10 protein-coding genes are annotated in these 12,438 nt (G+C 61.0%); 4 read left to right on the top strand and 6 right to left on the bottom strand.

Annotation, left to right across the window (positions count from 1 at the left end):
- Nucleotides 1–47: 47 nt before the first annotated feature.
- Entirely contained in the window at nucleotides 48–1,415 is a 1,368-nt protein-coding gene (locus tag QLG10_RS27110; RefSeq protein ID WP_282488326.1) for a CYTH domain-containing protein, read from the top strand.
- 86 nt (nucleotides 1,416–1,501) lie between these two features.
- Here QLG10_RS27110 and QLG10_RS27105 read toward each other — a convergent pair whose 3' ends face one another.
- Complete coding sequence (locus QLG10_RS27105; protein WP_110747974.1) at nucleotides 1,502–1,972, bottom strand: Lrp/AsnC family transcriptional regulator; 471 nt, start codon at nucleotides 1,970–1,972, stop codon at nucleotides 1,502–1,504.
- A gap of 126 nt (nucleotides 1,973–2,098) precedes the next feature.
- Between QLG10_RS27105 and QLG10_RS27100 the strand changes: the two genes are divergently transcribed.
- The 3 genes from QLG10_RS27100 to QLG10_RS27090 all read left to right on the top strand — a co-directional run bounded on the left by QLG10_RS27100 (nucleotide 2,099) and on the right by QLG10_RS27090 (nucleotide 4,699).
- Nucleotides 2,099–2,437, top strand: coding sequence for a hypothetical protein (locus QLG10_RS27100; RefSeq protein WP_020797283.1), 339 nt, complete (start codon nucleotides 2,099–2,101; stop codon nucleotides 2,435–2,437).
- Nucleotides 2,438–2,526: 89 nt separating this feature from the next.
- A complete protein-coding gene (locus QLG10_RS27095; protein ID WP_282488325.1) occupies nucleotides 2,527–4,311 on the top strand; it encodes a type II/IV secretion system protein in 1,785 nt (594 codons plus the stop codon).
- Nucleotides 4,312–4,381: 70 nt separating this feature from the next.
- Nucleotides 4,382–4,699, top strand: coding sequence for a DUF2388 domain-containing protein (locus QLG10_RS27090; protein ID WP_020797281.1), 318 nt, complete (start codon nucleotides 4,382–4,384; stop codon nucleotides 4,697–4,699).
- Between the two features lie 146 nt (nucleotides 4,700–4,845).
- Here QLG10_RS27090 and gcvP read toward each other — a convergent pair whose 3' ends face one another.
- The 5 genes from gcvP to QLG10_RS27065 all read right to left on the bottom strand — a co-directional run bounded on the left by gcvP (nucleotide 4,846) and on the right by QLG10_RS27065 (nucleotide 12,397).
- Nucleotides 4,846–7,719: an aminomethyl-transferring glycine dehydrogenase gene (gene gcvP / locus QLG10_RS27085; RefSeq protein WP_282488324.1), complete on the bottom strand. Its 2,874-nt coding sequence runs from the start codon at nucleotides 7,717–7,719 to the stop codon at nucleotides 4,846–4,848.
- 246 nt (nucleotides 7,720–7,965) lie between these two features.
- Nucleotides 7,966–8,349, bottom strand: coding sequence for a glycine cleavage system protein GcvH (gcvH, locus tag QLG10_RS27080; RefSeq protein ID WP_110747987.1), 384 nt, complete (start codon nucleotides 8,347–8,349; stop codon nucleotides 7,966–7,968).
- Nucleotides 8,350–8,399: 50 nt separating this feature from the next.
- A complete protein-coding gene (gcvT, locus tag QLG10_RS27075) occupies nucleotides 8,400–9,482 on the bottom strand; it encodes a glycine cleavage system aminomethyltransferase GcvT (RefSeq protein WP_188263403.1) in 1,083 nt (360 codons plus the stop codon).
- 155 nt (nucleotides 9,483–9,637) lie between these two features.
- Entirely contained in the window at nucleotides 9,638–11,254 is a 1,617-nt protein-coding gene (locus tag QLG10_RS27070; protein ID WP_282488323.1) for an iron ABC transporter permease, read from the bottom strand.
- 138 nt (nucleotides 11,255–11,392) lie between these two features.
- Nucleotides 11,393–12,397 (bottom strand): extracellular solute-binding protein, encoded by a 1,005-nt coding sequence (locus QLG10_RS27065; RefSeq protein ID WP_188263401.1) that lies wholly within the window; start codon nucleotides 12,395–12,397, stop codon nucleotides 11,393–11,395.
- Nucleotides 12,398–12,438: the final 41 nt, after the last annotated feature.

The raw sequence follows: 12,438 nt of genomic DNA, 5'->3' as shown, positions 1-12,438 counted from the left end.
AGCCACCTTTTCCCCCGGCTGCGCTCCCGATCCTGGATTTTCCGGCCATGCAGAAAGAAACCGAAATCAAGCTCCGCGTCAGCCGCGAAACCCTCGCCGCCCTGCGCGAGCACCCGTTACTGAAAAAACGCAACAAAAGTGGCTGGGAACGCCGTGAGTTGATGAATCAATACTTCGACACCCCTGAGCGTGACCTGGCCCGGGCCAAAGTCGCCCTGCGCCTGCGCAAGGATGGCGAAGACGTGATCCAGACCCTCAAGACCCGCGGCCAAAGCGTCGCTGGCCTGTCCGTACGTAACGAATACGACTGGAACCTGCCCAAAGCCAAGCTCGACCTGAAAAAACTGGACGGCGAATGCTGGCCCGAAGAACTGGCCGAACTGGACAAGAAAACCCTGAAAGCCATCTTCACCACCGATTTCGTCCGCGAGCGCGCGGAAATCGCCTGGGGCCGCGGCAAGACCAAAGTGGTCATCGAAGCGGCACTGGACCTGGGCCACGTGGTGGTCGGCAAGCAGAAAGAAGAAATCTGCGAACTGGAACTGGAATTGCGCGAAGGCGAACCCGCTGCGCTGCTGGAGCTGGCTGCCGAACTGGCGGAAAAACTGGCGCTGATGCCATGCGACATCAGCAAGGCCGAACGTGGCTATCGCCTGTACGACGCCCACAGTTACTCCTTGAGCCTGCCGGCACCGCAGATCAGCGCCGAAACGCCACTGGACGACGCCTTCGCCGCACTCAGCTGGCACTTGCTGGGCAGCAGCCAGCGCCTGGCCGAGCAGTATCGTTTCAATGGCCACTGGCGCCTGTTGCAGGACTGGGTCGAGAACCTGGCTGAAATGCGCGCGCTGATCAGCAGCCTCGGTCAAGCCGCACCACGCCAGTCGACCCACGATTTGCGTGTCGCCCTCGACGCCCTGCTGGAAGACTGGCGCCCGCTGGTACAGGCCGGCCTGGACGATGAAGACGTTCGCAAAGCCGCGCCGGAGCAGTTCCTCGAAGAACTCGAAGACCCGCGTTGGGGCCTGTTCTCCCTGAACACCTCGCGTTGGTTGCTGGCCCGCACCTGGACCGCCGAGCGTAATACCCGGGGCAATCGCCAGGGCGCCGCGCAACTGGGCAGCTGGCTGCCGCGCCTGCTGGGCGAGGAAGCCACCTCGCTGCAATTGCAGCGCTACCAGCAACAGCCGGAAGACCTGGCTGAGCAACTGCCGCGTATCGAGCGCATTCAGGTCTGGTTGCACCACGCACGCAACGTGCTGGAGATCCCGGAAATGGATCGCCTCTACGGCGAGTTGAACAAGCTGGCGCAACTGGCCAACGAGCCGATCACCGACGAAACCCTGGATGCGCGCAAGCAACAGGCGATCGCGGTTTATCAGAATCGTGCCTGGAAGATGCTTCTGCGTCTGTAACACCGCTAAAAGATCGCAGCCTTCGGCAGCTCCTACATAGAATTGTGTACCCCTGTAGGAGCTGCCGCAGGCTGCGATCTTTTGCTTTACCGCAACACCGGCAAACTCGTCGTCGATTTGATCTCCGACAACGCCACGATCGAGTTCACCTCCTGAATCCCCGGCACCAGCGACAGCTTCTCAAAGAAGAACCGCTCATACGCCTCGATGTCCGCTGCGACAATCCGCAACATGAAGTCCACCGCCCCCATCAGCACGTAGCACTCCAATACTTCAGGAAAACCTCGAATAGCCTCGGTGAACTCGGTGAAGTTCGAGCGGCCATGGGCGTTGAGTTTTACCTGCGCAAAAATCTGCGTGTTCAGGCCGATTTTCTTGCGGTCAAGCAAGGTGACCTGGCCGCGAATGATCCCCTCCTCTTTCATACGCTGAATCCGCCGCCAGCAGGGTGACTGCGAAAGCCCCACCTGTTCGGCGATCTGCGCGCTTGAAAGCGAAGCATCCTCCTGCAGCAAGGCGAGAATCCTACGGTCGTAGCTGTCCAACTCGCTATGCATAAAAAAACCTTCAACTGATGATCTTACGAATTACTTAATTCGACATAACTGGTATATGTCCAATCATAGATAAGAAATACCCGCCGACGAATGTAAAAATTTCTCCAATCAGATTGGAGATCGAGCATGCCTTACCTGGAAGCCGTGAATACCTCGCTAACCCGCGCCGATGCCTGGAATGCCGGCAACACACATTGCCGCGTCCACTATCAATTGCTCGCCGAGGCCGAACCGGACCTGTTGTGCCGCGCGCTCAACCTGTTCGCCTTGCAGTGCCTGACACCGCAGCAGGTGCAGGTGCAGCGTCACGACGATTTGCTGGCCATCGATGTGGTCGTCGACGGCTTGAGCTGGCATCGCGCCCAGGTGATTGCACAAAAACTGCGCAACCTGATCAGCGTCTGTTCGGTCGATCTGCAAGCGGCGGATTGCGCCTGGGGAGAAGCGGTTCTGGCGGCGGGCTGAAAAAACCCGATACGGCTTCGTCGGGTAGTGGCCCAACGGCCTGCAGGGTCACGACTATCCTTTGCGCACTGTTTTCAAAAGGAGCCCGCATGTCCGTTCAAATCGCCCTTCAGGACCGCTGGCTGGACCTCAATGATGTGCTGCGTGAACTGGTCGCCCAGGGCTTTGTCAGCCAGGACTCGGCCGAACAGGCGTTGAACGCCCGACGCCGTCACGCCGCCGATGGCCAGATGCACCCGCTGGAGTTCATCGCCAGCCAACACCTGGTCGACCTAAGCCGTCCGGGCAAGCACCTCGACCTTGAAAGCCTGACCCTGTGGCTGTCCCAGCAGGCGGGCCAGCCTTACCTACGGATCGATCCGCTGAAAATCAACGTCGCGGCCGTGACGCCGTTGATGTCCTACGCCTTCGCCCAGCGCCACAAGATTCTCGCGGTGTCGGTCGATCGCGACGCAGTAACCATCGCCAGCGCCCAGCCTTATGTAACCGGTTGGGAAGCAGACCTGGCCCACGTGCTGAAGTTGCCGATCAAGCGCGTGGTGGCCAACCCGGTGGACATCCAGCGTTTCAGCGTGGAATTCTTTCGCCTGGCCAAATCGGTCAGCGGCGCGAACAGCGCCGATCAGCAGGTCAGCCACCTGGGCAATTTCGAGCAGTTGCTCAACCTCGGCGCCAGCGACCAGGAACCCGACGCCAACGACGCGCACATCGTCAATATCGTCGACTGGCTGTTCCAGTACGCCTTCCAGCAGCGCGCCAGCGATATCCACATCGAGCCCCGGCGCGAACAGGGCACGGTGCGCTTTCGCATCGACGGCGTATTGCACAACGTCTACCAATTCCCGCCCCAGGTGACCATGGCCATCGTCAGTCGCCTCAAAAGCCTCGGGCGAATGAACGTCGCGGAGAAACGCAAACCCCAGGACGGCCGGGTGAAAACCAAGACTCCGGAGGGTGGAGAAGTCGAGTTGCGGCTCTCGACCTTGCCCACGGCCTTCGGCGAAAAAATGGTCATGCGGATCTTTGACCCGGAAGTGCTGCTCAAGGATTTCGATCAGTTGGGTTTTTCCGCCGACGACCTGCGGCGCTGGCAGGACATGACCCGCCAGCCCAATGGCATCATCCTGGTCACCGGGCCGACCGGGTCGGGCAAGACCACTACGCTCTACACCACATTGAAAAAGCTGGCGACGCCGCAAGTCAACCTCTGCACCATCGAAGACCCGATAGAAATGGTCGAGCCGGCGTTCAACCAGATGCAGGTCCAGCACAACATCGACCTGACTTTCGCCGCCGGTGTCCGGGCGCTGATGCGGCAAGACCCGGACATCATCATGATCGGCGAGATCCGCGACCTGGAAACCGCCGAGATGGCCATCCAGGCGGCCCTCACCGGGCATCTGGTGTTATCGACGCTGCACACCAACGATGCACCCAGCGCCATCAGCCGTTTGCTGGAACTGGGCGTGCCGCACTACCTGATCAAGGCCACCGTACTCGGCGTGATGGCCCAACGCCTGGTGCGCACCCTGTGCCCACACTGCAAGGCACCGCAAACCCTGGACGAGGAAGACTGGCAATCCCTGACCCGGCCCTGGCAGGCCCCCTTGCCTGGCAACGCCCAGCGCGCCATTGGCTGCCTGGAATGCCGCGATACCGGCTACCACGGTCGTGCCGGGGTGTACGAAATCATGCAATTGAGCGACGGCTTGAAGGCGCTGATCAATCCCGACACTGACTTGCTGGCGGTGCGGCGCCAGGCGTTCAAGGAGGGCATGCGCAGCCTGCGACTGTCGGGGGCGCAGAAAGTGGCGGCGGGCCTGACGACGATTGAGGAGGTGTTGCGGGTGACTCCGCAGAGCGAGCAGAAGTAGGTGGGCCGTTACGGAACTCGATTGGGGGTCGACAATCCAACATCGCAGTTAATCAGTGGAGTCACCCATCATGCGTTTCAAAGTTGCTGTCGCTACCATCGCCTTGTTGTCCCTGCCTGTCGGCTCGGCGATGGCTGATAGCTTTTGGCGTAACGTCCTTACCTCCGGTGCAACCACCGGCTCGACCTACCTGACGTTCAAGGATAACAAGATGATCGTCGCGGCCCAGGACGATGCCGGCAGCTTTGTGGCCAGTGACGGCAGCATCCGCGGCCCTTACCTGGAAGCGGCAATGCAGAAAGTCCGCGCCGACAACCCAGGCTTGCAGGCCACGGATATGGAACTGGCTAACGCGATCCTGGCGAAGAATGCCGTGGCTTCGGAATAAGCCAGGTTGCCGAACGAAAAATGCCGCTCACATGAGCGGCATTTTTTATGGACGTTTAAAAGCAAAGATCGCAGCCTGCGGCAGCTCCTACGGGGGATCGCATTACCATGTAGGAGCTGCCGCAGGCTGCGATCTTTTGATCTTGCCTAACGGTACTCATCCAGCGGCACACACGCACAAAACAGATTCCGGTCACCGTAGACATTGTCCACCCGGTTCACCGCCGGCCAATATTTGTGCGCCTTGGTGTGAGCATCCGGTGTAACCGCCTGCACGATGCTGTAAGGCCGTTCCCACACGCCAGTGATGTCCGCCAGCGTATGCGGCGCTCGCTTCAACGGGTTGTCCTCGGCTGGCCAGTTGCCGTTCTGCACCTCGGTAATTTCCGCGCGGATGCTCAGCATCGCGCCGATAAAACGGTCCAGCTCTGCCTTCGACTCGCTTTCGGTGGGCTCGACCATCAACGTCCCCGGCACCGGGAACGACATGGTGGGTGCATGGAAGCCGTAGTCCATCAGGCGCTTGGCAACGTCCTCTTCGCTGATGCCGGTCAGCGCCTTGAGGGGTCGCAGGTCGAGAATGCATTCGTGGGCCACTCGCTCGTTGCGACCTGTGTAGAGGATTGGAAACGCGCCGGACAGGTGGCGCGCCAGGTAATTGGCCGCCAGGATCGCCACTTCACTGGCGTCGGCCAATTGCGGCCCCATCATGGCGATGTACATCCAGCTGATCGGCAGGATGCTGGCACTGCCCCAGGGCGCCGCACTGACCGCGCCATTCTGTGGCTGCGGCCCATCGATAGGCACGACCGGATGATTGGCCACGAACGGCGCCAGGTGGGCGCGCACGCCAATCGGCCCCATGCCCGGCCCGCCGCCGCCATGGGGAATGCAGAAGGTCTTGTGCAGGTTCATGTGTGACACATCGGCACCAATGTCCGCCGGGCGCGCCAGCCCGACCTGGGCGTTGAGGTTCGCGCCGTCCATGTACACCTGGCCGCCGTGGCTGTGGATAACTTCACAGATTTCGCTGATGCCTTCTTCATACACGCCGTGGGTCGATGGATAAGTCGCCATCAGGCACGCCAGCTTATCCCCGGCCTGGGCGGCCTTGTCTTTCAGGTCCTCCAGATCGACGTTGCCCGCCTCGTCACATTCGACGATCACCACGCGCATTCCGGCCATCTGCGCCGAGGCCGGATTGGTGCCGTGGGCCGAGGAAGGAATCAGGCAGACATCCCGCCCGCCCTGCTGGCGGCTCTCGTGGTATTTGCGAATCGCCAGCAGCCCGGCATATTCGCCTTGGGCCCCGGAGTTGGGCTGCATGCAGATCGCATCGAAACCGGTAATCGCGCAAAGCCAGCGTTCCAGTTCTTCGATCATCAATGAATAACCGAGGGCCTGTTCTCTGGGCGCAAACGGATGCAGGTTGGCGAACTGCGGCCAGGTAATCGGAATCATCTCGCTGGTGGCGTTGAGCTTCATGGTGCACGAGCCCAGCGGGATCATCGATTGATTGAGCGCCAGATCCTTGTTCTCCAGTTGCTTGAGGTAGCGTAGCATCTCGGTTTCGCTGTGGTGGGCGTTAAACACCGGATGGCGCAGATAGGGCGAGGTTCGTGCCAGCGTGTCGGGAATGCCGCCATCCAGGGTTTCTGCGTCCAGATCGTCGACGTTAAGCCCATGATCGGCCCCCAGGAACAGGTCGAACAGTTTCGCCACCGTGGTTTCATCGCAGGTTTCGTCGAGGCTCATACCCAATCGCCCACGCCCCAGAATGCGCAGGTTGATCTGCGCGGCCTGGGCGCTTTCAATGATCGCGGTCTGGGTGCCACCGACCTCCAGGGTCAGGGTGTCGAAGAAGTGTTGGTTGAGACGGGTAATGCCTTTGCGCTCAAGGCCCGCGGCAAGGATGCAGGTCAGACGGTGGACGCGCTGGGCAATCCGTTTCAGCCCTTCGGGGCCGTGATAAACCGCGTAGAAGCTGGCGATATTGGCCAGCAGCACTTGAGCGGTGCAGATGTTCGAGTTGGCCTTTTCACGACGGATATGCTGCTCGCGGGTTTGCAGGGCCATGCGCAGGGCAACGTTGCTGCGGGCGTCTTTTGACACGCCGATGATGCGGCCGGGAATCGCCCGCTTGTACTCGTCACGGCTGGCGAAAAAAGCCGCGTGAGGGCCGCCGTAACCCATGGGTACGCCAAAACGCTGGGATGAACCGAACACCACGTCGGCACCCAGCTCCCCCGGCGGGGTGAGCAGCAGCAGGCTCAGCAGATCAGTGTCCACACAGGCCAACGCCTGCTGGGCATGCAGATGATCAATCAGCGGACGTAGATTACGGATCTCGCCGTGGGTGTCGGGATATTGCAGCAGTGCACCAAATACCTGGTGCTGCTTCAAGTTATCCACAGCGTCAACGATGAGCTCGAACCCGAAGCCTTCGGCACGGGTCTGCACCACGGAAATGGTCTGCGGATGGCAGTTTTCGTCAACAAAGAACAGATTGCTTTTCGACTTGGCAACCCGCTTGGCCAGGGCCATGGCTTCCGCGGCCGCGGTGGCTTCATCCAGCAGCGAGGCGTTGGCCAGTTCAAGGCCCGTGAGGTCGATGGTCAACTGCTGGAAATTCAACAGCGCTTCAAGCCGGCCTTGGGCAATTTCCGGTTGATAGGGCGTGTACGCGGTGTACCAGCCGGGATTTTCCAGGACGTTGCGCAGGATGACGGCGGGTGTCAGCGTGCCGTGATAGCCCATGCCGATCAGGCTGGTCCAGACCTGATTCTGCTCGGCGTAACCGCGCAGCTTGGCCAGTGCGGCTTCTTCGTCGAGCGCTGGCGGCAGGTCGAGTGGTCGGTTCAGGCGGATTCCCGGCGGTACCGTCTGCTCGATCAACTCGACCCGGCTACCGAGGCCAAGGCTGTCGAGCATCGCTTGTTGCTCGGCGGCATCAGGCCCAAGGTGGCGGCGAAGAAAGGCATTGGGGTCGCGTAACTGGCTCAGGGACGGCAACTGGGACATGACGGGCTCTCTCTTGGCTGGCGCTCAGCGTCGATGCAACTCGGTCAAACCAGCATAGCAGTCGATGCCAGACCCGAACTCATGTAGGAGCGAGCATGCTCGCGATGAACCTGAGAACACCGCGGGGTGTCAGGCTTCCAGCGTCATCGTTGACGACTATCGCGAGCGTGCTCGCTCCTACAGGGGGAAAATCGCCAGAAGCAAAAAAGCCCCGACAGGTCGGGGCTTTGGGGTAACGCTGAAGGCTTACTCGCCGATGGCGGCCTTGTAACCTGCCGCATCAAGCAGCTTGTCCAGGTCAGCCGTGTTGCTTGGCTTGAGCTTGAAGATCCACGCGCCGTACGGGTCGGAGTTGAGCAGCTCAGGCTCACTGCTCAGTGCTTCGTTGACGGCGATCACTTCACCGGCAATCGGAGAGTAGATATCGGAAGCTGCCTTTACCGACTCAACGACACCGGCCTGATCTTCAGCGGCAAACACGTTGCCAACTTCGGTCAGCTCAACGAACACCACATCACCCAGCGCTTCCTGCGCGTGATCGCTGATGCCCACGGTGACGGTGCCATCGGCTTCCAGGCGAGCCCATTCGTGACTCTCGGCAAAACGCAGGTCGGCAGGGATATTGCTCATGTTCTGTGTCCTCAGGAAATTTATCGGCGGTCAACATCCGCCGGGAAAGGTTAGATCAAGGTTTTGCCATGGCGCACGAAGGTCGGCTTGACCACTCGGACCGGGTACCACTTGCCACGGATTTCCACTTCCGCGCGGTCGGCGGTGGCCATCGGCACCCGCGCCAGTGCAATGGACTTGCTTAGCGTAGGAGAGAAACTACCACTGGTGATCTCCCCTTCGCCAACATTGGCGATGCGAACCACCTGATGAGCGCGCAAAACCCCGCGTTCCTCAAGGACCAGACCGACCAGTTTGTGTTGTACGCCGCCGCTGCGCTCGGCTTCCAGCGCCTGGCGGCCGATGAACTGGCGAGTGGACGGCTCCCACGCGATGCTCCAGGCCATATTGGAGGCCAGCGGGGAAACGTCCTGGTGAATGTCCTGACCGTACAGGTTCATGCCCGCCTCGACCCGCAGGGTGTCGCGCGCGCCCAGGCCTATGGGCGAAATGCCCGCCCCCACCAGATCGTTGAAGAACCCCGGCGCCTGGTCGGCAGGCAGAATGATTTCCAGGCCGTCTTCACCGGTGTAGCCGGTGCGTGCGATGAACCAGTCACCGTCGGGCTGGCCTTCGAACGGCTTGAGTTTCTGGATCAATGCGCCGCGTGCCTGGCTCACCAGCTCGGCAATCTTGTGCCGGGCATGGGGGCCTTGAATGGCCAGCATTGCAAGTTCGGAACGCTCGTTGAGCTGTACATCGAAACCATCGAGATGCGCCTGCATCCACGCCAGGTCCTGGTCGCGGGTGGAGGCGTTGACCACCAGGCGGTAAGCACTTTCGAGACGATAGACGATCATGTCGTCGACGATACCGCCGCGCTCATTGAGCATGGTGCTGTACAACGCGGTACCGGGTTTATGCAGGCGTTCGACGTCGTTGGCCAGCAAATGCTGGAGCCAAGCCTTGGCCTGCGGGCCGTCGACATCGATCACGGTCATGTGGGATACATCAAAAACACCGCAATCGCGGCGCACTTGATGGTGCTCCTCGACCTGGGATCCATAATGCAGAGGCATATCCCAACCGCCAAAATCGACCATCTTCGCGCCGAGGGCAAGATGAAGGTCATACAGAGGCGTACGCTGTCCCATGGGTTTCTCCTTCCGGGCGTGGCGAAGGTGCGGTCGAGTGATAATTTGTGCGGGAACCTTGAAATAAAAGGCTTCCAGCCGCTTTCACTACCTTATCTGTCAGACGGACCGCACCGAATGCCGCGCATTGTAGCCGCAAGGTGTAGGACTGGCACCTAGCTGTTTCGATGCGCCGAACGTCGTATCAATCCGATGACCGGTAGCAGCCCGACCAAAACCAGGGTCAAGGCCGGCAAAGACGCCCTCGCCCACTCACCTTCACTGGTCATTTCGAAGATCCGCACCGCCAGCGTGTCCCAGCCGAACGGGCGCATCAGAAGGGTCGCGGGCATTTCCTTGAGCACATCGACGAACACCAGCAAGGCCGCGCTCATCGAACCGGGGAGCAGCAAAGGTAGATACACTTTGAAAAACAGTCGCGGACCACTGACGCCCAGGCTACGTGCCGCTTCGGGCAAAGATGGCCGTATTCGCGCCAGACTGCTTTCCAGCGGACCGTAAGCCACGGCGATGAAGCGCACCAGGTAAGCCAGCAGCAGCGCCAACAGACTACCCAGCAACAACGGCTTGCCAGCCCCGCCGAGCCAGCCGGAGAGCGGGATCACCCACACGCGATCGAGGTAACTGAACGCCAGCATGATCGACACCGCCAGCACCGATCCGGGCAAGGCGTAGCCAAGATTGGCCAGGCTGACCCCGGCGCGAATCGCCCGGGTCGGCGCCAGCCGCCGGGCAAACGCCAATACCAGGGCGACACTGACGGTGATCAACGCCGCCATCGCCCCCAGGTACAACGTGTGAATGATCAGGCCGGTGTAACGTTCATCCAGATCCAGGCGACCGCGCTGCCAGAACCACACCACCAGTTGCAGCATCGGAATGACAAAGGCGCAGGCGAACACCAGAGCGCACCACCCCGACGCCAACAGCGCCTTGAGACCGCGCAGGTGATACAACGCCTTGACCCGTGGCCGCTCATTACTCGCCCGATTGGCGCCGCGGGCACGCCGCTCGCCGTAGAGCACGAGCATCACCACCAGCAGCAACAGGCTGGCCAGTTGCGCGGCGCTGGACAGGCTGAAAAACCCGTACCAGGTCTTGTAGATGGCGGTGGTGAAGGTGTCGAAGTTGAACACTGACACGGCGCCGAAATCCGCCAGGGTTTCCATCAGCGCCAAGGCTACGCCAGCACCGATGGCCGGGCGCGCCATGGGCATCGCCACGCGCCAGAACGCCTGCCATGGGGATTGACCGAGCACCCGTGCCGCTTCCATCAGCCCCTTGCCCTGAGCCAGGAACGCGGTGCGCGCCAGCAGGTAAACGTAAGGATAGAAGACCAGCACCAGGACCAGGATCACCCCGCCCGTGGAGCGCACACGCGGCAAACGCAGGCCGCTGCCGAACCACTCTCGCAACAGGGTTTGCACGGGACCGGCAAAATCCAGCAGCCCGACAAAGACGAATGCCAACACGTAGGCCGGAATCGCAAAGGGCAGCATCAGTGCCCAGTCCAGCCAACGCCGACCGGGGAATTCGCAAAGGCTGGTAAGCCAGGCCAGGCTCACCCCCAGGACCGTGACGCCAACGCCGACACCGAGTACCAGGGTCAGGGTGTTGGCCAGCAGGCGCGGCATCTGGGTTTCCCAGAGGTGGGCCCAGATCTGCTGGTCGATGGCTTGCCACGACAGCAGCAGGACACTCAGGGGAAGCAGGACCAGCGCAGCGATGGCGAAGACCAGGGGATACCAGCGGCGTTGGGCGGGGTGGGCCAAGGTATAGCTCTCGCAAAATCTTGAAGTGTAGGGAAAACGCAAAAAGATCGCAGCCTCCGGCAGCTCCTACATTGGGTCGGTGATCACCCTGTAGGAGCTGCCGAAGGCTGCGATCTTTTGCTCTTTATTGCCGCCGACTCAGTTCCAGCCAGCGCGATCCATCATCCGAATCGCTTCGGCCTGGCGTTTGCCGGCGACTTCCACCGGCAAGGTATCGGCAATGAACTTGCCCCATGCAGCGACTTCGGCCGATGGCTGTACGGTCGGGTTGGCCGGGAACTCCTGGTTCACGTCGGCGAAGATCTTCTGCGCCTGTGGCGTGGTCATCCACTCCACCAAGGCCTTGGCCGCTTCCGGGTGCGGCGCGTGCTTGATCAGGCCGATGCCCGACAGGTTGACGTGCACCCCGCGATCCGCCTGGTTCGGCCAGAACAGTTTCACCGGCAGATCCGGTTTTTGCTTGTGCAGGCGACCGTAGTAGTAGGTGTTGACGATGCCCACGTCGCACTGGCCAGCATTGATGGCCTCAAGCACTGCCACGTCGTCGGAGAACACGTCAGTGGACAGGTTGTTAACCCAGCCCTTGAGGATCTGCTCGGTTTTCTCGGCGCCGTGCACTTCGATCATGGTGGCGGTCAAGGACTGGTTGTAGACCTTTTTCGCCGTGCGCAGGCACAGGCGGCCTTCCCAGTTCTTGTCGGCCAGTGCTTCGTAGGTGGTCAGTTCGCCCGGTTTCACCCGGTCGGTGGAATAGGCGATGGTCCGCGCCCGCAGGCTCAGGCCGGTCCAGGCATGGGAGGCCGCACGGTATTGCAGCGGAATGTTGGCGTCGATGGTTTTCGAGGTGAAGGGCTGGAGGATGCCCATCTGCTCGGCTTGCCAGAGGTTGCCGGCATCGACGGTCAGCAGCAGGTCGGCGGGAGTGTTCTCACCCTCGGCCTTGATTCGCTGCATCAGCGGCGCTTCCTTGTCGGTGATGAACTTCACCTGGGTGCCGGTTTTCGCGGTGTAGGCATCGAACACTGGCTTGATCAGTTCATCGATGCGCGAGGAATAGACCACCACCTCGTCAGCGGCCTGGGCGGCGGTGCTGCCGATCAGGGTCAGGGCCAGTGCGGTCAGTAGACGCTTCGGTGCCAACATGGGAGCAGTCTCTCGATTGAAAAAGTGAGGCCAAATGATAA

It is taken from the genome of Pseudomonas sp. V98_8 (assembly GCF_029967975.1).
Taxonomy (GTDB): domain Bacteria; phylum Pseudomonadota; class Gammaproteobacteria; order Pseudomonadales; family Pseudomonadaceae; genus Aquipseudomonas; species Aquipseudomonas umsongensis.
The sequence above is the reverse complement of the archived record's forward strand: the minus strand, read 5'-3'. Positions and strand labels throughout refer to the sequence as shown.